We start from the raw sequence: 20,713 nt of genomic DNA, 5'->3' as shown, positions 1-20,713 counted from the left end.
GCTCGCGTATACGTCCGGTCCCACGATAAGACCGACCGGCAATAAGGGAGCGCGGAAGAAGGAGGGGGCACATCCCCCAGCCTTCGGCCGGGTGGGGGAAGAGAGCGCAGCGGCGCTGCGCGCGACGAGGGATGTGCGTCCGAGGGCCCCTCGCCCCCAGCCTCCGGCCGGGGGGACCCCCGCTGCCGGTCGGTCTAAACCGGGGAGGCGCCCGGAGTGCTACGGGTGCCTGGCGTGGTGGGGGTTGCCGAGGTAGGGGAAGTCGTGCAGCAGGTCGGTGTGGGCGGGGATGTGGTCGGTGGTGATCCTGCCGCCGGTGACCATGGCGAGCCGGGCGGAGGTCACGTCGTCGGTGAGGGTCCGGCCGTTCGGGTAGGCCGCGGGCCTGCTGCGGTCGTAGCGCAGGATGTCCGGCAGGACGGTGCGCAGGGCCTGCTCGGCGGCGGCCCGCTCGTAGCCGCCGGTGTGCTGCAGCACGGCGGTGAACGGCGCCAGATGGGTCGCCAGGTCATCGGCCGGCTCCCCGGCGTTGTAGGCGTCCCTGGCGTCGTCGTCCTCGGCGAAGTACGCGATCAGGGACGGGTGGGCGCCCCGGTCGACCGGGGTCAGCCGCCCGTTCTCGTGCAGGCTCACCCTGGCCCAGACGCCGAACGGCCCCACGGTGCCCAGGTCCTCGTCGGCCAGCTCCAGCACGATGCCCAGGACGTTCTTGTCGCCGCTCCAGTCCACGCCGGTCCACCGGAAGCCCCTGACGATGCCGTCCAGGTCGACGAAGAACGGGTCGCTGCGCAGCCCGGCGAAGAACTTGAAGGTGTGGTCCACGACCACGGCGGGCTCGATGTCCAGACCGACCGGGACACCGGTGAGCAGCTGCTTCCCAGCGACCTGGTGCGCCCGGGCCTGCTCGCCGGTCGCCCGGTGCACGGCGGCGGTCTGCGGGCCGTCCGCGGGGTCGGAGAAGACGAAGCTGTAGGCCACGTCGGCGCGGTGGTCGCCGTCGGTGTCGATGTTGAGACGGTAGACCGCGCCCGGGTGGAAGGCGGCGCCCTTGGCCGGGGCGTCCGGATGGACGTTCATGATCAGCACGGTGCGGCCGCCGTGCACCGCGAACGCGTACACGTCGGTGAGGTCGAGTCTCGGGTCGCCACGGGGAGAGCGGCCGCCGGGCCCGCTGAGGTGGTGGGACATGCCCTCAGCATCTGCCGGGCGGCAGGGCGGCGCATCACCTCGCGGGCCCCGGCGGACCTCACTCGGGGGCGGGGCGGCAGCTCCTGCGGGGCGCGGTCTCCCGCACCCCGCGGGGGGTTCCCGCCGCCGCCCCGCAGGGCCGGCACCCGGCCGGTTCAGTGGGCGGTGAGGCGGCGGAGGACGAGTTCCGCGTGGACGTGAGCGGCTCCGGCCTGACGCAGCCCGTGCACCACCGCGCGGAGCTCCCGCCGGTCGACGCAGGCGAGGTGCAGTTCGAGGTCGGCCTCGCCGGCGAGGGCGAGCCCGGACTGGACGGCCGGGAAATGTTCCGCCAAACGGGTGAACTCCATTGGGTTCGGACCGTAGCGGACCCGGACCACCGCCAACAGCGGCCGCCCCAGGGCGGAGGGGTCCACCTCGGCGCGCACCCCGGTGAGGACCCCGTCGGCGGCCAGCCGCCGCAGCCGGGCGTTCACGGCGGCCTCGGTCACGCACAGCCGCTCGGCGAGCATGCCCGCCGGGGCGCGTCCGTCGGCGCGCAGCGCACGCAGTAAGGCGACATCCAGCTCGTCCAGCCGCGCGGCGGGCACCGGCAGTGCGCTCACCGCTGGGGCTCCAGCGCGGTGAACTGGCGCTGCGGGGTGTCGGTGACGGCGGGGGCGATCAGTTTGGGATCCAGGACGATGTGCCGGACACCCAGAGGGGCGATCATCTCCCGCAGCGCGGGGATCGCCAGATCAATCAACTCCTGCTCAGGGCCGAGAAGTTCGCGTGCATCCGTAGCCGAACCGAAGGCCAGGACACAGCGGCTGCCGTCCCGTCGGCGGAAGAACCGGAGCACGCTCGCGGTTCCGACGCTCCGGACCGGGACGTACCTGGCGGTATGTTCGTCAGGCTCTTCCGGAGCGGTTTCGGTGCTGGTCACAGCGGGCCTCCTGCTGCGAAGGAAAGCTCTGCGGATTGCTCTGCGGATCGTCCTCGACCCGGAGAAGGGCACCATCGACGCTAGGCCGGATCCACGGTATCGCAAGACCTCCTGACGGCGTGTTGACCATGAACGCCACTCTCCTGACGCCGTCTTGACGCGTCCCGGCCACCCCCGGGCCGACCCCGGACCGACCCCGGACCGGGCGGTCCGGAATATCCGCAGGACAGAGGGGCGGACCGGCGGCAACGGGCGCAGACTGGAGGGGGTGGCACCGCTTCCGCGGCCCGCGGAAATTAGCGGAAACCGATGAGACCCCCGGCTCGGCGAGGGGAAGGTCACATCAGGACCGGGATTCCACCGCCCGGGAAGTCGGCAGAGTTCACCGGAAGTTCACTGGAGCGGGGGACGGGACGATGGGCGGCACGGTCTGGATTGGTCCGACGCTGTTCGCGGCGCTCGGCGGCCTGCTGGCCCTGCTCGCGGGGCGGGCCGGGCTACAGGAGACCCGGCGGCTGCGGCGGGTGGGGCTACCCGCCCGGGCGCTGGTCAGATACCGGGCGCTGAGCGCCGAGGACCTGCTGGGCAGCCCACGCCCGCTGCTGCAGTTCACCACCGCCGACGGCGAGGTGGTGGAAGTGTTCTCCCCCGTGCCGTCCAGCCGCTCCCGCCGCCTGGCCGACGGCAGCCAGGTGTGGATCACCTACGACCCCGCCGACCCTGCCCAGGTACTGGTGGACGGGCGCGAGCGCCGCTGGCTGGAGTACGTCTTCCTCACCTCCGGCGCCACCGTCGTCCTCGCCGCGCTGAGCCTGCTGCTGTACGGGACGTGACGCGAGCCCGGCGAACTCGGCACAACCGGGGAACCGGACCCGGCGTCGCCGGCCGGAACTGACGCCATCCGGAAGTGGCGCCGCCGTACGGAGCCTGACGCCGCACGGAACCCCATAGCGACACGGAACCCGGCGCTGCCGCACGGGACTTGAACGCCGGACCAGCAGGTAGACGGACTCGGCGGGCCCGGCGCGCCGGCGTACGGGAGCTCCACGGGCGCCGGCTCAGGAGCGGCCCGCCCCCTCCGTCCGCAGCCGGCGATGGCCTGACTCGCAGTACATCCGCAGCAGTGCCGCCAGCTCGCCACCGGGCTCGACCCCGAGCTCGCGCCGGGTGAGGCTGCGGTAGGCGTCGTAACTGCGCAGCGCCTCCACCAGGTTGCCCTCGGCGAGGTGCGCCTCGATCAGCGAGCGCTGGGCACTCTCGCGCAGCGGCTCCACACCGACCGCCACCATCGCGGACTCCACCGCCTCCGCGAAGCGCCCGACCCGGACCAGATGGCGGCTCTGCGCCTCCAGCGCGTGCAGCAGCCGCTGTCTGATCCTCTCGCGCTCGATCAGCACCCAGTCGTCGTACCAGCCGGGCAGCAGATCGAGTGCGTCCGCCCGCCACTTGAGCGCGCAGAGGTCCCCGGTGGTGGCCGTGCCGTCGATCAACCGGCCCGCCCAGTCGCAGAGGACGTAGAGGTCGACCACGGTGTGTTCGCGCACCTTGAGCGCGTACTTGTCGGAGTCCAGGATGTCGATGCCGGCGGCTCTCAGCCGCCACAGCGCGGAGCGCAGATTGCCCGCGGCCCGCAGGTCATCGCCGTGCGGCCACAGCACCCCTGCGGCATACCGCCGTTCGACCCGGCCGCCGTTCAGGGCGACGAAGGCGAGCAGCCGTTTACTCCCCTCGGGAACCTCCAGCCGTCGCCCTGCCTGGACCACCCGCGGCCCACCGAAGAGATGCAGAGTCGGCGCCTGCCCCTGTCCGGGGATCAGTACCGGCGACTCCGGGAACTGTGCATGCACGGACGGCCCTCCCGCTCGAAGCCCGACCTGCAGATGGTATGCGCACTTCGTCACCCCAACGTCACCTGTGGCAACCCAGGGTGACCGGATGACCTCCGGTGCCGCTGCGCACCTCAGTTCACAGCGGACTCGGCCGCGACCGCGCCCTCCCCGCCGCAGCGCCCTCCCCGCCGCAGTACCGGACCGCGCGCCGCACGAAGGCCACCCAACTCCCCTGCTGCTCCCCGCACGAGTCGGTCGGGACCAGGATGTCCACGCCCGGCCGGTGCGCCACCGAGCAGACCGGCGCCCAACTGCTCGACCATCCGGGCGATCTCCTCTCCCAGCTCGGTCTTGGTGTGCCGCCGCAGATAGGAATCGTCCAGCCGGGCCAGCCGCTCGGCCAGCACGGCCTGGATCGAGACGGGCAGCGGACGCGCCAGTGTACGCTCCGCCAACATGGCCTGGAACTGGAGGACTTGGGAGATGAAGACGTCCCGGGGCGCATCCCGAGCCGGCCCTGCCAGTAGCGTTGCGGTGGCGGTGCGCCCCGCTCCCGCCGGGCCGCCCAGATGACCTCCCAGGCCTCGCGGTCGTCGCTGACCGGAAGGACCACCGCCAGCCGCACCGTGGTCGGCCTGGTCGCGGCGGCCGGCGGCGGGGCCCAACTCCCCGGCAGGACGGACCATCCGGCGGACCATAGGGCCCCGGGGGCGCCTCGGCCCGCTCGGCGGCGAACAGCCGCGAGGCCAGCCAGCCCCGCCGGTCGGCGGACGGCCTGCTGCCCAGGGCGCCCTCGGCGGCAGGGGTCAGCCTGACCCGCACCCCTTCGGCGAGGTACGGGCGGCGGGTGGCGCCGCCTGAGCGCGGGATACGGCCGATACCCTGGACGGCGTGACCACCGCATCCCGCGCGTTGCTGCCCCGGGCTTGCGCCGCCGCCGGACTGTCCGCCGCCCACGCCGCTGGTGCCGTACCGGTCCGGCTCGGTGAGAACGAGACCTGGCGCCTCGCGCACGGAGTCGTCGCCAGGATCTCCAGACCCGGCCAATGGTCCGCCGCGGTACGGGAGATCGCCGTCGCCCACTGGCTGCACTCCTGCGGCCTCCCCGCCGTACGGCCGCTCGACGACTGCCCCGGCCCGGTCGAGGTGGACCTGCGCCCGGTCACCTTCTGGCACGAACTGCCGCCCCACCGGAGCGCTAGCGCTGCCGAGTTGGCGCCGCTGCTGCGCCGCCTGCACGGCCTGCCCGCGCCTCCCGCGGGCCTCCGGCTCGGCCGGCTCGACCCCTTCGTCCGCCTCGCCGAGCGCATCGAGGGCGCCACCACCCTGGCCGAATCCCAACGGAGTTGGCTACGACGGCGGCTCGCCGACCTGACCGCCGCCTGGGCCGCCGAGCTGCCGGCGGGCCGGCCGGCGACGGTGATCCACGGGGACGCCTGGGGCGGCAACGTCGCCGTCACCTCCGACGCCGCCTACCTGCTCGATTTCGAACGCACCGCCCTGGGCCCGCCCGAGTGGGACCTGGTCTCGACCGCGGTGGACCACCGCACCTTCGGCCTCCACTCCGACGGCGAGTACGCCGCCTTCTGCGCGGCCTACGGCAGTGACGTCACGACGTGGCCCGGATACCCGCTGCTCCGTTCCATCCGCGAACTCCGCGCCGTCTGCTACGCCCTCCAGCACGCCGCCGACGCCCCGCACCGCCACCGCGAGCAGGCGCACTACCGGCTCGCCTGCCTCCAGGGCCGGCACGGCGCCCGCCCCTGGCACTGGACCCCGCTCGGCTGATCGAAGAGTCGTACGAGAATCGCACAACAGCCCTACCGCAGACCTGGGTTGGGACTCCTTTTCGGCCTCCGGCCGGTGAAGTCGCGATCGGCCCCCGAAGCGCCGACGACAGGTGGTATCACGGAGGCGACTGGGAGAGGAGTCCGCATGACCCGCTACGCCATCGACCCGGCGCGCCATGAACTCATCGCCACCTGGGAGACCGGCGAGGGTGAACTCGCCACCCTCGTCGCCACCGTGCCCGACGTGTCCGAGCCCGCGCGGCTGAGCCGGCTGACGGCGGCGCTCGCCCGGCTGTCCACCGCCGCCTGGCAGACCTACACCCACCCGGCCGCGGCCCTCGACCCGCTCGAACCCATCGGCGAGGAGTGGCGGCGCGAACAGGAGCGCGGGGCCTTCGGCGAGGCGCTGCGCGCGATCACCCGCCCCAACCTCCCGGACGAGGAGGGGATCATCCTGGAGTACAGCCCGCTGCTGGAGTCCGCACACGAGGTCGGCCGGGCCCTGCACGTCCTGGCCGACCGGGAGTTGACCGCGGCCGTGAGCGCCGAGGTCGGGGTCGAGCTCGCCGCCGTGGAGAGCGCCGAGCTCGGCGGCCTCACCGGGCGGGCCGGGCAGGCCGTACTGCTCAGCCTGGAGGACGCGTCACCGGTCCAGGTGGCCGCCGCAGATCAGCTCTTCAGCCAGGACCCGTTCGGTCAAGAGGCGCTGTTCACCGCAGTGGACCCGACCTCCGCGGCCGTCGCGGCGGCGCACTGGCTGCACGCCGCCGCCGAGATCGCCGCCGAGCGGTCCGGGCACCCGACCGCCGCGGTGATCCGCTTCGCCGACGACATCGAGGCCCTCCCGCACGAAAGCCCCACCCACGTCCTGCAGTTGCTGGAGACCGGGGTGACCCCGTACGACGCGGTCACCGCCCTGGTCGGCGAAGCCCTCCAGGTGGCCGACGGCGTCCTGCCCGACCTGGTCGCCTTCCGCGCGCAGATCGCACCGGTCGAGGAGCTGATCGCCAAGTACGGTGCCGACGACCCCAAACTCCGCGCCGAGCTCTCCCGGGTCCGCCTCACCCCGCTCGACCCCCGCCGCCCGGCCCGCGACCTCCTGGAGGACCTGGTCTCCGCCGTCCACGGCTGCTGGCTGTTGTACGCCGAGCACGTCGAGAACGCCCCGGACGACGAGGAGGGGCCGACGGGCGAGGAGGCCCTGAGCCGGACGGAGTTCGCCCACCTGGTCCGGGCCAGGGCGACTCGCCACCGCGACCGGCTGATCTGAGCCCACCGTCGCCTGCCGCCACCGGCGCCCGCGCGCGCAGCCTGCGCTCGACCGGGGTTGCCGTGGCCGGTCGGAGTGCTGCGGCCGTTCAGTCCAGGTCGAGGCGGCGGTCCGCGAGGCAGCGCCGCCACAGCTCGAAGGTCAGATCGGCCTCCACCAGCGAGTCGTGGACGAAACCGGTGTCGATGAACTCCGGCCCGACCAGCCGCCGCACCGTCCCCACCAGGTGGTCGGCCGTCTGCCGGATCCGCTCGGCATGCGCGGCCCTGAGGCGCGGCTCGAACTCGGCCGGCAGCCCGGACACGCCCTTCGGCCCGTCCGAGCGGGCCGGCTGCTCGTCGTACACCGACGGGACGGGCGGCAGTTGCTCCTCCGGGAGGTGTGGAACGGGCACGCCCGGCCGCGCCGAGGGCTCGGCCTGACCGAGGATCCGACCGACCACCCGGCGGCTCTCCTCCGAGCGCTGGACCTCGTCGGCGAGCTCCTTCAGCGCGTCCAGCAGGGACGGGACGTCCTGCTCGCTCTCCGCAGCGACCAACCTTCCCAGCTCCGCGGCGAGTTCCCGACCCCGGGCGGTGGCCCGGTCGAGCACGGCGTCACAGGCGTCCAGCTCTCCGAAGGCCCGCTCGACGGCCCGCATCGACTGCCGCAGCCTGGCGTGCGCGTCTCCCTCGAACCGGTCGGCGCCTCCGGCGAGATCGGACTCCGACAGCGGCGCCCCGAACAGGTCTCCACCCGGTGTACTCATGATCGTCCCCATGGAAGCCATCGTCGGCCCACCCCTTTCCATGATCGTCGCTCTCCCGGCCGAAGCGATCATGAAACACCTCCCACCGGAGCGCCACCCCCAAACCTGGATGCCGGAATCAGCGATGCCGTCGATTCCATCAGGCGCTCGCACGCGGCAGGGTGATCCGCGGCCGCACCCTGACCAGGGGAGCCACCGGCCGGCCGCGTCGGCGACCCGATGATCCACTCGTCCCGCCGGGCGCCCGTGTCAACTCGCCGGGTCCACGAAAGAGTACAGACGGCGCATGGCGTTGACGAGGACCTGACCGTGCGGATTGAGCGAGCGGCCGTCGGCGACGGTCAGCGGGCGGCGGGTGACCAGCCGGCCGAGGATGCCGCCGGGGTTCAGCAGCGTTCCGGCGCGGGGCAGGTTGACCAGCACGCACTCCTGGGCGTGCGCCGGCCCGCACTCCAGCAGCCCGGCTCCCGGCCGCCGGAAGACCAGCCGGTCGCCCTCCAGGGCGTACACACCGCCGACCGGCGCCTCCAGCAGCACTGCCGCCGAATCCGTGTGACGGATCGTCAACTGCACCGCGTCGACGGGATCGAGGTCCGGCTTCCCGATGGTGTCATGGCCGTGCCGCTCGGCGAAGTGCCGAACCATGGTGGGCAGCAGACCGGCGCCGAACTCCAGCTCACCGAGCAGCCAGGTGGAGCCCAGCACCCGGCAGTTGATCTCCAGGGTGGCCACCGAGCCGTCCGCACGCAGCGCGAAGTCGCCGCCGTAGATGCCCCGGTAGCCGAGCTCGGCCAGGCCGCGGCCGATCCGCTCCATCGCGTCGCGCCCGGTCGCCAGCGCATCGGTCGGCAGCAGGGCGGGCGCCTGGAAGTCGGTGCCGACGTACCCGCCGAAGCCCGAGCCCAGCCCCTCCACGCCGGTGATCTGGAGCGCGGGCCGCAGCACCTCGGGGAACCCCTCCCGGGGCACGAAGCCGCTGAAGCTGAAGGTGGTGTCGCCCGCGTACTCGCTCACCAACCAGCGGCTTCGCTGCGGCAGTTCACGGGCCTCCTGCTCGCCGGTGACCAGGTAGGTGCCGTTGCCGCCCGAACTACCCTTCGGCTTCTGGACGACGAAGGCCGGCCCGAACTTCCCGCTCAGCAGCTGGTAGTCGATGCCGTCGACCACCACACTGGCCGGCGCCGGAACGCCCAGGTGCTCGAACCAGTCGCGCATCAGCACCTTGTCCGTCAGCAGGTCCCCGCCACCGGGCGCGGGCGGCACCAGCAAGGTCGCGCCGGTCCGCTCGATCGCCCGGCGCCAGTGCTCGCGGTACGTGCCATAGGCGGTCAGCCCGAACTCCTCTCCGCGCCACCGGTTTCCGATCAGGGCCGGCAGGAGGTCCATCAGCTCCTCCAGATGTCGCCCACTGAGCGTGTCCCCCCGGCGTGCGATCTGCTCCTCCAGCGAGTGCACCCGGGCCCCGAACCGCTCGGCCCAGCCCACGTCCGCCCCCTCCACGGTCAACAGCTCGGAGAGGCAGCCCGTGCGCAACAAGGGCAGCAGGTAGAGCGGGCGCGCGGCGAGCCCCAGGTACCCGGCGGGGCGCAGCAGACGCTCGACGTCATCAAGAGAAGCGATCACGCGATGGATTATGCATCCCGTCACCCCTCCGCCCTTCTGACCAACTTGTCCCAGCGCAAGGGATACTGATGATGCATTAGACTTCGCGGCCACTCGGTCCTCTGACGGTGTCGGCACCCGAATGCCCGGCGGTCCGGATCGCCGTGGCCGGGGCGGTGCGCCCGGCGCGGCGGGGTCGGAAGCGGGCGGGCACCGGTGGCCGGGCACGCACCCGGGCGTTCGGGCGGGCGGCCCGTTATTCGGGTGCGCCGGCGCGATCGGCGACGGCAGGATGACGGCGGCTCGGCGACCGCTCCGGTAGTCGACCGCCTCCGCACCCGACCAGTCGAAGACGAGGACGCCCGACATGACCTCCCGCACCCCGCAGGGCCCCACCGACCAGCAGGGCTCCGGGTCCCCGGCGCATCCGACCGTCCCGCAGGCCCCCACCACCCCGGCGAGCCCTGCCGCCCCGCAGGCGGGGGCCGTACTCCGCTCCTTCGTCCGGGACGGCCGCCTGAACCGGCTCCCCGTCAAGCGCGCCAAGCGACTGGTCGTCCTGGAACACGTCGCCGCACAGTCGTTCACGCACGGCGTCGAGTACGCCGAGCCCGAGGTCAACGAGATCCTGCGGCGCTGGTGCGAGGGCGGCGACGCCGACCACGCCGGCCTGCGCCGCGACCTGGTGGAGGAGCACATCCTCGATCGCGAGAACAGCGTCTACCGCCTCCGCGACGACCGCCCCACCGCCCCGCTGCGGTAGCCGTCCGGGCGACAGCGCGCTACGGGACTGCGGCGAGCAGGGATTCCGCGACCAGGGTGCGGGCGTAGAGCACCGAGCGACCGGCCCGGTGGGCGCGCCGAATGCCCGGCCGACCGTGCGGTCCGGCCCCGGAGCGCCGGCAGCCGGGTCCGGCGCCCGCCGGTCATCGCGGCAGTCCGGGCCCTGCTGAGTGATCGGACCCTGCGGGAAGACCGGGCCCGGAGGGAAGTCCCTTCCTCCCGGGGAGGTCCGGCTTGGCCAGCAGCGCGACGAACCGGCGGAAGGCGTTCTGGCAGGTCGCGTGCCGCTCGTACGCCCGGCTGGAGCGTGCCACCGGATCGCCCCCGGCGCCGGGGACTACCCAGATCCAGCCCAGACCCTCCCGGACGTGGGTGATCCTGGCCACCAGCTCCGGCCCTGCGACGGCCAGTTCGGCGAAGGCGCGCTCGGCTGCGAGGGCGGACTCGTACCCGGATGGGGAGACCGCGACCACCCGCCCGTTCGGGGCCTTCAGCTGCCACCGGAAGCAGCCGCTCGGCACCCGTTCGGCCTGCAGCCCCTCCCGGCCGGCCCCGGCCGTTCCACGCCCTCCGGCACGTCCGGAACCCACCGCTGCCCCCGCGGGACTCGCACTGAATGATCGACACCGAGTCCAACGCTATGTGTGCACACTGGCGGACGGGAAGCCGGACCATCCGTCAAAGCTGGCTATTGGCACAGAAGTTCTCCCTCGTTAATCTCCACTGGACCAGACCTCCCGTGGCGCCGCGAAGCGAGGCGGTCAGCTACCGGCCGACGGCTCCGGGGCATCCTCGGCAGGCAAGTCGGCGGCCGTCCAGGACAGCCGGCCGGAGTGGAAGTCCTCGATCACCGCGCGCAGCCAGCGGACCTCCGCCTCGGTCACGGCGCGCAGGTACTCGATCTCCAACAGGCTGACCCGCCCCAGCCCGTCCGCGGGCTCGTCGGCGAGCGAGGCCTCCAGTCCGGCAATAGCAACAAGGCCGCCGGGCCCGTCGGCCGCGTGGTCAACAACATGCTGATGCGCGTGGTCGCCAGGCTGGTCAGGCCCGAGAAGGCGGCCTGGATGTTCGACCACCGCATCGACTGGGACGCCCCGGTCTCCCCCGTCAGCCACCGGGATCCGGCCCGGATAGCCTGACCTGATGGATGATCATTTCGAACTGGTGGTGTTCGACTGCGACGGCGTGCTGGTGGACAGCGAGCGACTGGCGGTCCGGGTCGACGCGGTCGTCCTGGCCGCACTCGGCTGGGAGATGCCCGAGGAGGAGATCGTCCGCCGCTTCGTCGGCCGCTCCCATGCGCACATGGTCCGGGAGATCGAGGCGCACCTCGGCCGGAGCCTGCCGGACGGGTGGGACGACGAGTTCCAGCCGCTCTACGACCACGCGTTCGAGACCCAACTGAAGCCGGTGGCGGGCGTGGTCGAGGCGCTGGACCGGATTGACCTCCCGATGTGCGTGGCATCGAGCAGCAGCCACTCCCGGCTCCGCCGAACGCTCGGCCTCACCGGGCTGTACGAGCGGTTCGAGGGCCGGGTGTTCAGCGCGGAGGAGGTGGCCCACGGCAAACCGGCCCCCGATCTCTTCCTGCACGCGGCAGCCCGGCTGGGCGTCGACCCGGCACGCTGCGTGGTGGTGGAGGACAGCCGGTTCGGGGTGGCAGCCGCACGGGCGGCCGGGATGCGGGCGCTCGGCTACGCGGGCGGACTGACCCCCGCAGAGTGGCTGCGGGGGCCGAACACCGTGGTGTTCCACGACATGGCGGAACTTCCGCAGCTGCTCTGCGGGTTGACGGGCCCCGGAGCGCCGTGAGCTCAGCCCTGGGACGCCGGGGCGGCGGCCCGGGGGTGGTCACCGGTGGAGCCGTCGATGAGCTCGCGGACGATGTCCATGTGGCCCGCGTGGCGGACGGTGTCCTCGATCATGTGGATCAGCACCCAGCGCAGCGACACCCGCTCACCGGACCAGGAGGTGCCGAGGGCGTCGAGGTCCAGGCGGTCGATGACCCGGTCGGCGGCCGCCCGGGCGCGGCCGTAGAAGGCCACGATGTCGGCGGTGGTCTCGTCCGGGCCCGCCCGCATGTCGTCCTCGGAGGCGAACCACAGCGGCTCCGCCTCGACGCCGAAGGTCGTGCAGAATCAGCCGTACTCGACCGCCGCCAGGTGCTTGACCAGGCCCAGCAGGTTCGTCCCCGTCGGTGTCATGGGCCGCCGGGCCCGCTCCTCGTCGAGGCCGGCCAGCTTCCACAGCACCACGTCCCGGTGCCGGTCGAGGCTGGCGCGAAGACTCTCCTTTTCCCCGCCCGTGAGCGGTACCCGTGTACTCATGTCGCAGGCCGTAGCAACGGCCACCGACAGCTCCCGGACCTGCCAACTCGGTCCGAACGGCGGCGACATGGCGCCACCCGGGAGGAGGACCGGCCGGGAAGACGGAAGTGGGGGCCGAGAACGCCCGGGCGAGGCGCGGTGTTCCAGTGCGGGGCATAGTGGCCGTAGAGGGCGTACCCGAGGAGCCGCACGGAGGCCGGTCATGGCCAGACATGTCGAGTACCGCAGGATCTACTCCGATGCCGGCGCCGATGACGGTGTGCGCGTGCTGGTGGACCGGGTGTGGCCGCGCGGTCTGCGGAAGGACGCCGGGGCGTTCGACGTCTGGATGAAGGAGGTGGCGCCGTCCACCGAGCTCAGGCGCTGGTACGGTCATGATCCCGAGCGCTATGGCGAGTTCCGCCGCCGCTACCTCGCCGAACTGCGTGACCCGGACCATCAGGAGGCCCTGCGCAGCCTGACCGAGATCGCCGACAGCGGCCCGCTGACCCTGCTCACCGCCAGCCGCGACGTCGATCACAGCCAGGCCGCGGTCCTCGCCGCCCGGCTGAGCGGCCACGGCGGAAGGAGCCGCAGCGGAACGGGCCGCGGCGGAAAGCAGTCACAGCAGTCATAGTCGTCCAGGTGCCGTCCGGCATGCGCCGGGCGGCACCTGCCCGGGCCCCCGGACCGGCACCGAGACCGTCCCACCGAGACCGTCCCCGAGAGCAGGAGTTGCCCATGCCGCCCACCGGCTCCGACGTCCCCCGCCTGCTGGCCGACCTCACCGAGTACGTCGCCGCGGCCGCCCCGGACCAGCGCGGAGCGCTCTGGCGGCTCGCCGAGCCGGGGCGGCAGCTCGACGCCAACCTGGTCCGCCTCCCGGCGGACGGCGCGGTCGAGGAGCACGCCGAGCCGGACCTGGACGTCCTGCTGCTGGTGGTCGAGGGCAGCGGCACCCTGTACTCCGAGGGGCGGTCCCAGCCGCTCACCCCCGGCGCGCTGGCCTGGCTGCCGCACGGCTCCCGGCGGGCGCTGCACGCCTCCTCCCAGGGACTGGCCTGGCTGACCGTGCACCGGCGGCGTCCCGGGATGACGGTCCGCTCCGCGCCACCGGCTGACCCCGCCTCGACCGACCGACCCACCGAGGGCGGCGATCCGGCCTGCTGACTGGACCGGGTCTGCCCCGCCTGCGGGCAGCTGGCCGAGGGCGCGGCGCCGGCCTGCTGCAGCCGGTGCGGCGAACGCCTGGAGACCGTCTGAGCCACCGGCGGTACGCCTTCTCCGCCTCCGGACTCCCGCCGCAGCACGCGCCGATCTCCGTCAGGTCGGGCCGGTCGACGCGCCCTACGACGCGGCCATCGCGTCACGGCTCTGGATCGCCCGTCGCAGCGCACGCGGTACCGGACCGGCCGCCGGGGCCAGCTTCTCGATCCTCGATCGGAACTCGCGCCTCTGCCGCCAGGTCAGCACGGTGCGCAGCTGGGCCGCGTCGGCAAGGGCCACCAGCGCCGCGTCGTCCGGGTCCACCCGGGAGAGCGGGCCGCGCAGCGCCGAGGAGACCGCTGCCTCCAGCGCCTTGCGCACCCTGGGCTCGCGCAGGGTGATCCGGGCGGCGGGGAACAGGCCGAGGACGCGGTGTTCCTCGACCGCGATCCAGCCCGCCGCGGCCAGGCCGTCCCGTACGGTGCGCGCGGTCCGGTGGCGGCGCCAGCTTATCCAGAGCTGCCAGCTGCGCGTCCGGCCGTCGTGGATCTGCTGCCAAAGGTCGGCGAGCAGCGGGTCGAGCCCGGCGGGCACGGTCCCCACGGCGGCGGCCGTGCGCCCGTCCTCGCGCAGCAGGCCCCGGCGCAGCAGGTCGGTGAGTATCGCCGCGCGCATCAGGAAGTCCAGGTTGCGTCGGCAGGTGAGGCGCTCGCGCTCCTGGTCGTAGGCGAGCAGGTAGAGCTTTCCGGCGAGGGTTTCGGGCAGTTCCATGACGGACTCCGGGTGGCTTCGGCTGGACTCGGCTGGGTGCCGACGGGTCGGTCTCGGTGCTGGGAGCGAGCAGAGCGGCAGCCGGGGAGGGCCGGGGCGGGGCGCCCGGGTCAGCGGACCTCGGGGCCGGGCATCCGGCCGGGTCGTCCCGGCCGGAGCCCTTCGGCTTCAGGAGTCGCCCGGTTGTGGGCCCTCCGGCTCACGGCTCGCCTTCGGCGGGCGGCCGCGGCGGGGCAGGCGGGCCGCATCGCCCGGCATCCGGGCAGCCTCGGTGAGCGCCCGACGGAGCAGGAACTCGATCTGCGCGTTGGTGCTCCGCAGCTCGTCCGAGGCCCACCTGGCCAGCGCGTCGTGGACCGCGGGGTCCAGGCGCAGCAGGATCTTCTTCCGCTCCGTCGCCACCGCGTGCTGCTCCTCACTGCTTCTATTGGTAGAGCGAGCCGGTGTTGACGACCGGCTGGGTGCCCCGGTCGCCGCAGAGCACTACCAGCAGGTTGCTCACCATCGCGGCCTTGCGCTCCTCGTCCAGCTCGACCACGTCGCGCTCGGCGAGCCGGTCCAGGGCCGCCTCGACCATACCGACCGCACCCTCCACGATCAGGCGACGGGCCGCGACCACCGCGCCGGCCTGCTGGCGCTGGAGCATCACCTGCGCGACCTCGGGGGCGTAGGCGAGGCGGGTGATCCGGGACTCGATCACCCGCACACCGGCCGAGGCGACCCGGGCGGCGATCTCCGCGGACAGCTTCCGGGTGATCTCGTCGGCGTTGTCGCGCAGCGACATCTCCCCCTCGCTGTGCGAGTCGTAGGGGTAGCTGTTGGCTATGTGGCGCACCGCGGTCTCGGTCTGGATGGCGACGAACTCGGTGTAGTCGTCCACCTCGAAGATGGCCTTCGCGGTGTCCTCGACCTGCCAGACCACGACCGCGGCCATCTCGATCGGGTTGCCGTCGGCGTCGTTGACCTTGGCGGTCTCGGTCTCGTGGTTGCGGATCCGGGTGGAGATCCGGCGGCAGCTGGTGAACGGGTTGATCCAGGTCGGTCCGTCGGCGCGGATGGTGCCCCGGTAGCGGCCGAACAGCTGGACGACCCGGGCCTGCCCGGGCGAGACGACGTGCAGTCCCCGGGACAGCAGGAACCCGGACAGGACGAGCACCGGCCCGAGCACCAGTAGCGCGATGCCGGCCCCGGTCGTACCGCCCTTCTGCAGGTTGCCGCCGGCGATGGCCAGGCCGATGCCGCCGAGCAGGCAGAGCAGGACGAGCCCGAGCATCGGCAGCCCCGGCAGACCGGTGATGGTGCGCTCGGTGACCTTCGGGGTGGGGACGTCGAGGGCGAAGTCGTCCGCCGAGTCGATGTGGTTGTGCGGCGTGGTCATGGGACCGGGTTCCTCTCCTGCGGTATGGCACTAACCTAGCAAAGTGATATCACTTTTTCGCACCCCGCAAACCTCACCCCGCCCCGCCCCCCTCGCCGAGGAGCCCCACCCCATCCCCGGCGCACACGGAGGAGCCGCTTCTGGCAACGCCACGGCGAGCCCCCTGGCGAAGTTCCGCCAACCACCCGCCACCGGCGGACGGCGGACGGTCCGCACCCCAGCACGCCGGGGGCACCCACGGTCCGGTCGCGGAAGCCGGACGGCGAGCAGCTCGCCGGCGCTCGATCCGATCCCGGTCGGACGCGGCGCGGGCGGGAGCCGTCCATGCAGCTCACGCCGTCCGGTGAACACCGGGCCGGCCCACGACTCCTCCGACTCGGGCACGCTTGCCCCTTCGGCGGAAATCACCGGGAATGTGGTGGATGTCACGATCATCGCAGGCGCCTCGACCCCGCCCCCGCACCACCTCCGGCCTGGGCCTTCCCGCCACAGAGGGCCGGGGGCGGACCGGTGCGGGGGTACCCTGGAAAGCCTGCTGACGGTTGGTCGGCGCGGGCCCGCGACGCCGGAACGACCGGCCGGGCGCAGCCTCGCCCACGCCACCGGGACACCGCATCGAAAGTCAGCAAACCGGACATAAGCCTCGACATCTCCCGAAGGAGCGACAGGTACCCCTTGACTCAAGGCTGAGGGGGATGAAGATGTGATGAAATTAAGTGTCCGATCCGACTGACGGACGGTGAGCTCCGGAATCCATGCACCAGGGGGATACGTTGGCTGGCTCGCGAATAGACGGCGAACCCGGCGGGCAGACGGCACTCCCCGCCAAGACGCAGTCGGCCGTCGCACCGACCGCCCCCAGCACCGTCGGCGTGCTCCAGTCGGAGCGTTCGAAGGTCGTCCGGGTGTACCGACGGCTGCTCCCCGAGCGCAGCCGCGCGGCCATCGCCGGCATGGTCCCGTACGAGCTCCGCACCCAGGTGATCCACCGGCTCTCCCGCAGCCTCTCGGTCCAGCAGAAGGTCGCCACGGTGCACGGCGGTCTGCTGGCCAAGCGCCACCCCGCACTGTTCGAGTCGGGCCGGGTCACCCTGATCCAGGTCGGCCGGGCGCGGAAGATCGTCAGCCTCCGCCCGGACGTCGCCCCGCTGCAGGCCCGCAACGACAACCTCACCCTGGTCCGTACCGCCCTGGCCGAGGCCGGGATCGACTGCTTCGCCGTCCGCGGCTTCCAGGAGACCTCCGCCGCCGTCGCCGTCTCGCGAGCCGACCGTCCGGCCGCGCACCGGGCTCTGGCGGCGCTCTGCGCCACCGTCCCCGGCTACGTCTCGGTCATGCCGACCGACCGGCCCACCGTACCGACCCGTTCCGAGCCCGGCTTCGAGAAGCACACCTGGTCCACCGTCGCACAGGCCGAGGTCATCCGGATGACCTGGTTCCACGCCGACCCCGGCACCACCTATGTGATGGGCCACGAGTACGGCTGCGACATCGAGTTCTGGGCGCCCGAGGACGGCGAGCTGGTCGCCCCGCGCCGCAACCGGATCACCGAGCGGGTCCCGGCGTGGCACGAGCCCGTCCCCGCGCCCGTGGGCATGTTCACCCGGCTGGAGGCCTGGGACCGCCCCGAGCACCCGGTCCCGACCCGGCCCGAGTTCGCCCGCGCACTGCCCGAGGACATCCGCTTCCCCATCGACGTCGTCTACACCTGGGTGGACGGCAACGACCCGGCCTGGCAGCGCCGCCGCGCCGAGGCCGACGGCTCCGCCCGGGACCTCAACCCCGAGGCCGCCAACGACGCGCGCTACATGAGCCGGGACGAACTGCGCTACTCGCTGCGGTCGTTGCACCTCAACGCGCCCTGGGTGCGCACCGTCTACCTGGTCACCGACGACCAGACTCCCGCCTGGCTGGACACCTCCAACCCCCGGATCAAGGTGCTCAGCCACCGGGAGATCTTCCGCGACAAGGACGTCCTGCCGACCTTCAACTCGCACGCCATCGAGAGCCAGCTGCACCACATCGAAGGGCTGTCCGAGCAGTTCCTCTACTTCAACGACGACGTCTTCCTGGGCCGCCCGATCTCGCCGCAGCTGTTCTTCCACTCCAACGGGCTGAGCAAGTTCTTCCCGTCGGTGGCGGCCGTGCCGCTGGGCACCACCCCCTCGCTGCTGGACTCGCCGGTCTCGGCGGCGGCCAAGAACAACCGGCGGCTGATCGAGGAGGACTTCGGCAGCACGTTGGTGCAGAAGATGCAGCACGTTCCGCACGCGCTGCGGCGCGAGGTGCTGTCCGAGATCGAGGAGCACTTCAAGGAGCTGCACCAGGCCACCTCGGAGGCCAAGTTCCGCAGCCCCTCGGACCTGTCGGTGGCCTCCTCGCTGCACCACTACTACGGCTACCACAGCGCCCGCGCCGTGCCGTCCGAACTCAAGTATGCCTACCTGGACTTGATGCACCAGAGCACCTCGCGGCGGCTCGCCCGCATCCTCGCCGCCCGGGACCTGGACGTCTTCTGCATCAACGACACCGTCTCGGACCGCAAGGACCTGGCGAACCAGCTGGAGCTGCTGCAGCCGTTCCTGAACGCGTACTTCCCGCAGCCCAGCCCCTTCGAGAAGCGCTGAACCGAGCGACGCCGGACCGCGCGCCGAACCGAGAAGCGCTCGGGCAGCGCGCTCAGACCGTGGTCCAGGGCCCGAAGGCGCTGCCGCCGTCCGGGGCCGACCGGCGGGTGAGGTGGAGGCGGGCGTCGGTGCCGATCACCGCCGCCACCATCCGGCCGGTCGAGTCCTCCGCGAGGGCCGGGGCGTACACCAGCTGCCCGCCGCTCTCCGCCCAGGCGATCCCCGCCGTGCCCGGCCCCGCGACCAGCAGGCTCAGCAGCCCGGACCCGGCCCGGTCCGCGACCGCGGTGCCGCCGCGACCGCCCGAGCCGTGCCGGGCCACCGCGACCTCGCCGATGCCGTCGTGCCCGGCGAGGACGGCCGGCAGCGGCGGCCAGTGCTCGCCGTCGGACTCCTGTCGGTAGGCCACCACGTCGCAGCTGCCGGCCTCCCGGTAGTACAGGGTGAGCCGACCGGGAGCGGACTCCACCGGGGTGACCGAACCGGCGACCGGCACCGGGACGCCGATCCGCTCCTCCCGGAACTCGCCGCCCGACCGCGCCTGACGCCAGCGCAACACGCCGTAGGTGTCCGTCGCGAAGACCTGGACCGTACCGTCGTGGCCGGTGAACGCGGTCACCGCGTCCTGCAGCCGCGATCCGCCGAGCTTCTGCCAGGGGCTCCAGCCGCCCTGCGGCAGCTCGTGGCGGTGGCTCAGCCCGTGGGCGAAGTTGCGGACGAAGACATGAAGCCGCCCGTCCGCGTCGAAGGCGGCGGCCGGACCGCCGATCTCACGGCGCACCCGCTGGTCGGAGTTGCCGTAGTCCGGACCTTCCAGCGACTCCCAGGGGCCGAAGTCGCCGCCGGGGGCGCCCTGCACCGCCCGCACCACCTCCACCCCGACCGCGTCCTTCTCCCCGGCCCAGCGCCGCAGCGCGACCAGCTGGACCCGGCCCGCCTTGTCCACCCGCACCTGGAGCCTGGGCATCAGCCAGTCGCCGGCCAGGTAGCGGACCGCGCCCCAGCTCCCGCTGCCGGGCGCCTGCTCGGCCCAGTGCGCCACCCGGCCGCCGAGGACCGCGAAGGCGTTCAACCGGCCGGTGCCGTCCTTGACCAGCCAGTCGGTGTCGGGGGTGTAGCGGTAGGCGGTGCTGATGATGTGGGTGGAGTCCCCGGGGTCGGGGCGCACCTGGTAGTCGCCGCAGTCGTTCGCCGGGCACGGGGCGCCGTAACCCGCGTACGGCATCAGGTACTTGCGCTTCTCGGCCTTGGCCGCGTAGCTCAGGTTCGACGGCCAGAACTTGCTGGTGTAGCCGCGGAAGTGCTCGACCACCGGGCGCTCGCCGGTCTGCTCGGTGTACTGGCGCAACGCGGCCAGCACGAACTGGGCGGTCGCGGTGTGGTCGATGTGGTCGGCGAGCGAGATGCCCGGCTCGTACGGGTCGTGCTCGGGGTCCGGGTCCAGGGTGCGCAGCACGGTGGGCCGGCGCTGCTCCAGCAGGTCGACCAGGCAGGCGACGACCCGGTCGCGGCTGAAGTCCTGCGGCCCAGTGACCGGCGAACCGGTACCGGGCAGGGTGCTCTCCAGCGGGACGTCCTGGGACCAGAGGGTGCGCATCCGCACGCCGGTGCCGTCCGGCGCCTTGGCCGAACCGTGCAGGTTCTGGGCGAGGTTGAAGAAGTACAGCTGCACCGCCGGGCGCTCGGCGAGGGTGCAGCGCTCCACCTGGGCGCCGTCACCGAGGGTCACCACCTCGCGGCGCCAGGTGGCCCGCTGGTTGCCGGTGGCCATCAGCGCGTAGGCCGAGCGGAGTCCGTTGTGCCGGGCCTCGGTGTAGCCGGGCTTGTCGGTCGGGGTCCTCCCGTGTTCCCGGTCGTCGTCGGTGGGGCTGTTCTTGCCGTCGGCCTCGCCGGCGGTCATCACCACGGTGGCCACCGTGGAGCCCTCCGCGATGGAGCGCTGGAGCAGCGGGTTCATGAAGTACAGGTCGTCGTCGGGGTGCGCGATGATCTGCAGGTGCGAGCCGTGCCAGCGCTCCCCGGTGGGCGCGCCGCCGGCCCTGGACAGGTCCGCCACAGCGGCCTCGTCCTCGTCCGGGCCGGCCCGGAACATCCCGCCGAGGCCGGTCAGTGAGAGCGCGGCCAGCCCGGCGCCGATGACGGTCCGGCGGCCCCACGTACGAACGGTCCGCCGGGGCGGTACGGCTTCGGGCACGCTGTCCTGCGCGGCTGGAATCGGGCTCACGGGTCGGTCCCCCTGGGCAGTGTCGGGGTCGGCCGCGCTCCGCTGAAGTGGGGGTCCCCGTGTCAA

At 72.9% G+C, this 20,713-nt stretch carries 21 protein-coding genes and 2 pseudogenes; 9 read left to right on the top strand and 14 right to left on the bottom strand.

The features are described from left to right. Positions 1–219: 219 nt before the first annotated feature. The 3 genes from ACZ5ON_RS02245 to ACZ5ON_RS02235 all read right to left on the bottom strand — a co-directional run bounded on the left by ACZ5ON_RS02245 (position 220) and on the right by ACZ5ON_RS02235 (position 2,113). Positions 220–1,188: a DUF4331 family protein gene (locus ACZ5ON_RS02245; RefSeq protein ID WP_465583863.1), complete on the bottom strand. Its 969-nt coding sequence runs from the start codon at positions 1,186–1,188 to the stop codon at positions 220–222. A 155-nt stretch (positions 1,189–1,343) separates the two neighbouring features. Beyond that, positions 1,344–1,793, bottom strand: coding sequence for an Lrp/AsnC family transcriptional regulator (locus ACZ5ON_RS02240; protein WP_465583860.1), 450 nt, complete (start codon positions 1,791–1,793; stop codon positions 1,344–1,346). After that, positions 1,790–2,113 carry an SAV_915 family protein gene (locus ACZ5ON_RS02235; RefSeq protein ID WP_465583857.1) on the bottom strand — a complete coding sequence of 108 codons (324 nt, stop codon included), beginning with the start codon at positions 2,111–2,113 and terminating at the stop codon, positions 1,790–1,792. Before ACZ5ON_RS02235 ends, ACZ5ON_RS02240 begins: the two co-directional genes overlap by 4 nt. Positions 2,114–2,529: 416 nt before the next feature. Between ACZ5ON_RS02235 and ACZ5ON_RS02230 the strand changes: the two genes are divergently transcribed. Continuing rightward, positions 2,530–2,946, top strand: a complete 417-nt coding sequence (locus tag ACZ5ON_RS02230) for a DUF3592 domain-containing protein (RefSeq protein ID WP_465583852.1) — start codon at positions 2,530–2,532, stop codon at positions 2,944–2,946. Positions 2,947–3,171: 225 nt separating this feature from the next. On the opposite strand, the gene ACZ5ON_RS02225 is transcribed toward ACZ5ON_RS02230, so the two are convergent. After that, on the bottom strand, positions 3,172–3,960 hold the full coding sequence (locus ACZ5ON_RS02225; RefSeq protein WP_465583848.1) for an AfsR/SARP family transcriptional regulator: 789 nt from the start codon (positions 3,958–3,960) through the stop codon (positions 3,172–3,174). A 113-nt stretch (positions 3,961–4,073) separates the two neighbouring features. Further along, entirely contained in the window at positions 4,074–4,400 is a 327-nt protein-coding gene (locus ACZ5ON_RS02220; RefSeq protein ID WP_465583845.1) for a hypothetical protein, read from the bottom strand. A gap of 433 nt (positions 4,401–4,833) precedes the next feature. Here ACZ5ON_RS02220 and ACZ5ON_RS02215 point away from each other — a divergent pair, with 433 nt between their 5' ends. Beyond that, positions 4,834–5,730 carry a phosphotransferase family protein gene (locus ACZ5ON_RS02215; RefSeq protein ID WP_465583842.1) on the top strand — a complete coding sequence of 299 codons (897 nt, stop codon included), beginning with the start codon at positions 4,834–4,836 and terminating at the stop codon, positions 5,728–5,730. A 147-nt stretch (positions 5,731–5,877) separates the two neighbouring features. Continuing rightward, the gene (locus ACZ5ON_RS02210) at positions 5,878–7,002 is read left to right on the top strand and encodes a hypothetical protein (RefSeq protein ID WP_465583838.1); all 1,125 of its coding nucleotides are present in this window, start codon (positions 5,878–5,880) and stop codon (positions 7,000–7,002) included. An 88-nt stretch (positions 7,003–7,090) separates the two neighbouring features. Here ACZ5ON_RS02210 and ACZ5ON_RS02205 read toward each other — a convergent pair whose 3' ends face one another. Both ACZ5ON_RS02205 and ACZ5ON_RS02200 read right to left on the bottom strand, forming a co-directional pair. Beyond that, positions 7,091–7,762, bottom strand: a complete 672-nt coding sequence (locus ACZ5ON_RS02205) for a hypothetical protein (protein ID WP_465583835.1) — start codon at positions 7,760–7,762, stop codon at positions 7,091–7,093. 237 nt (positions 7,763–7,999) lie between these two features. Beyond that, positions 8,000–9,373, bottom strand: coding sequence for a hypothetical protein (locus ACZ5ON_RS02200; RefSeq protein WP_465583832.1), 1,374 nt, complete (start codon positions 9,371–9,373; stop codon positions 8,000–8,002). A 346-nt stretch (positions 9,374–9,719) separates the two neighbouring features. On the opposite strand from ACZ5ON_RS02200, the gene ACZ5ON_RS02195 reads away from it, so the two are divergent. Further along, on the top strand, positions 9,720–10,115 hold the full coding sequence (locus ACZ5ON_RS02195) for a DUF2087 domain-containing protein (RefSeq protein WP_465583829.1): 396 nt from the start codon (positions 9,720–9,722) through the stop codon (positions 10,113–10,115). A gap of 163 nt (positions 10,116–10,278) precedes the next feature. Here the strand turns inward: ACZ5ON_RS02195 and ACZ5ON_RS02190 are convergent, their stop codons facing one another. After that, positions 10,279–10,725, bottom strand: a complete 447-nt coding sequence (locus ACZ5ON_RS02190) for a DUF1508 domain-containing protein (protein WP_465583826.1) — start codon at positions 10,723–10,725, stop codon at positions 10,279–10,281. Positions 10,726–10,896: 171 nt separating this feature from the next. Continuing rightward, complete coding sequence (locus tag ACZ5ON_RS02185) at positions 10,897–11,043, bottom strand: hypothetical protein (RefSeq protein WP_465583823.1); 147 nt, start codon at positions 11,041–11,043, stop codon at positions 10,897–10,899. A gap of 93 nt (positions 11,044–11,136) precedes the next feature. Between ACZ5ON_RS02185 and ACZ5ON_RS02180 the strand changes: the two genes are divergently transcribed. Together ACZ5ON_RS02180 and ACZ5ON_RS02175 are read left to right on the top strand one after the other, a co-directional pair. Continuing rightward, complete coding sequence (locus tag ACZ5ON_RS02180) at positions 11,137–11,274, top strand: hypothetical protein (protein ID WP_465583820.1); 138 nt, start codon at positions 11,137–11,139, stop codon at positions 11,272–11,274. Between the two features lie 4 nt (positions 11,275–11,278). Beyond that, entirely contained in the window at positions 11,279–11,947 is a 669-nt protein-coding gene (locus ACZ5ON_RS02175) for an HAD family hydrolase (RefSeq protein ID WP_465583817.1), read from the top strand. Positions 11,948–11,949: 2 nt separating this feature from the next. Here the strand turns inward: ACZ5ON_RS02175 and ACZ5ON_RS02170 are convergent. After that, positions 11,950–12,462, bottom strand: a pseudogene (locus ACZ5ON_RS02170) (DinB family protein). Between the two features lie 202 nt (positions 12,463–12,664). Between ACZ5ON_RS02170 and ACZ5ON_RS02165 the strand changes: the two are divergent. Both ACZ5ON_RS02165 and ACZ5ON_RS02160 read left to right on the top strand, forming a co-directional pair. Then, entirely contained in the window at positions 12,665–13,078 is a 414-nt protein-coding gene (locus tag ACZ5ON_RS02165; RefSeq protein ID WP_465583814.1) for a DUF488 domain-containing protein, read from the top strand. A 104-nt stretch (positions 13,079–13,182) separates the two neighbouring features. Next, positions 13,183–13,704 (top strand): annotated as a pseudogene (locus tag ACZ5ON_RS02160) (cupin domain-containing protein). Between the two features lie 84 nt (positions 13,705–13,788). On the opposite strand, the gene ACZ5ON_RS02155 reads toward ACZ5ON_RS02160, so the two are convergent. The 3 genes from ACZ5ON_RS02155 to ACZ5ON_RS02145 form a co-directional block, all read right to left on the bottom strand. Next, complete coding sequence (locus tag ACZ5ON_RS02155) at positions 13,789–14,418, bottom strand: GOLPH3/VPS74 family protein (RefSeq protein ID WP_465583811.1); 630 nt, start codon at positions 14,416–14,418, stop codon at positions 13,789–13,791. 168 nt (positions 14,419–14,586) lie between these two features. Then, the gene (locus ACZ5ON_RS02150) at positions 14,587–14,820 is read right to left on the bottom strand and encodes a type II toxin-antitoxin system antitoxin (RefSeq protein WP_465583808.1); all 234 of its coding nucleotides are present in this window, start codon (positions 14,818–14,820) and stop codon (positions 14,587–14,589) included. A gap of 22 nt (positions 14,821–14,842) precedes the next feature. Beyond that, on the bottom strand, positions 14,843–15,796 hold the full coding sequence (locus ACZ5ON_RS02145; protein ID WP_465583805.1) for an SPFH domain-containing protein: 954 nt from the start codon (positions 15,794–15,796) through the stop codon (positions 14,843–14,845). Between the two features lie 773 nt (positions 15,797–16,569). Between ACZ5ON_RS02145 and ACZ5ON_RS02140 the strand changes: the two genes are divergently transcribed. Next, entirely contained in the window at positions 16,570–18,423 is a 1,854-nt protein-coding gene (locus tag ACZ5ON_RS02140) for a stealth family protein (protein ID WP_465583802.1), read from the top strand. 52 nt (positions 18,424–18,475) lie between these two features. Here the strand turns inward: ACZ5ON_RS02140 and ACZ5ON_RS02135 are convergent, their stop codons facing one another. Then, on the bottom strand, positions 18,476–20,647 hold the full coding sequence (locus ACZ5ON_RS02135; protein ID WP_465583795.1) for a PIG-L family deacetylase: 2,172 nt from the start codon (positions 20,645–20,647) through the stop codon (positions 18,476–18,478). Between the last annotated feature and the right edge of the window lie 66 nt (positions 20,648–20,713).

This window comes from Kitasatospora sp. NPDC032150, from assembly GCF_055579945.1.
Note: the sequence above shows the minus strand (reverse complement) of the source record. Positions and strands in the feature narration are given on the sequence as shown.

What these genes read in the sequence shown, in the direction of transcription:
- ACZ5ON_RS02245 (WP_465583863.1), bottom strand. Translation starts at nt 1,188, where the DNA reads ATGTCCCACCACCTCAGCGGGCCCGGCGGCCGCTCTCCCCGTGGCGAC.
- ACZ5ON_RS02230 (WP_465583852.1), top strand. Translation starts at nt 2,530, where the DNA reads ATGGGCGGCACGGTCTGGATTGGTCCGACGCTGTTCGCGGCGCTCGGC.
- ACZ5ON_RS02220 (WP_465583845.1), bottom strand. Translation starts at nt 4,400, where the DNA reads ATGTTGGCGGAGCGTACACTGGCGCGTCCGCTGCCCGTCTCGATCCAG.
- ACZ5ON_RS02210 (WP_465583838.1), top strand. Translation starts at nt 5,878, where the DNA reads ATGACCCGCTACGCCATCGACCCGGCGCGCCATGAACTCATCGCCACC.
- ACZ5ON_RS02205 (WP_465583835.1), bottom strand. Translation starts at nt 7,762, where the DNA reads ATGGGGACGATCATGAGTACACCGGGTGGAGACCTGTTCGGGGCGCCG.
- ACZ5ON_RS02195 (WP_465583829.1), top strand. Translation starts at nt 9,720, where the DNA reads ATGACCTCCCGCACCCCGCAGGGCCCCACCGACCAGCAGGGCTCCGGG.
- ACZ5ON_RS02175 (WP_465583817.1), top strand. Translation starts at nt 11,279, where the DNA reads ATGGATGATCATTTCGAACTGGTGGTGTTCGACTGCGACGGCGTGCTG.
- ACZ5ON_RS02165 (WP_465583814.1), top strand. Translation starts at nt 12,665, where the DNA reads ATGGCCAGACATGTCGAGTACCGCAGGATCTACTCCGATGCCGGCGCC.
- ACZ5ON_RS02155 (WP_465583811.1), bottom strand. Translation starts at nt 14,418, where the DNA reads ATGGAACTGCCCGAAACCCTCGCCGGAAAGCTCTACCTGCTCGCCTAC.
- ACZ5ON_RS02145 (WP_465583805.1), bottom strand. Translation starts at nt 15,796, where the DNA reads ATGACCACGCCGCACAACCACATCGACTCGGCGGACGACTTCGCCCTC.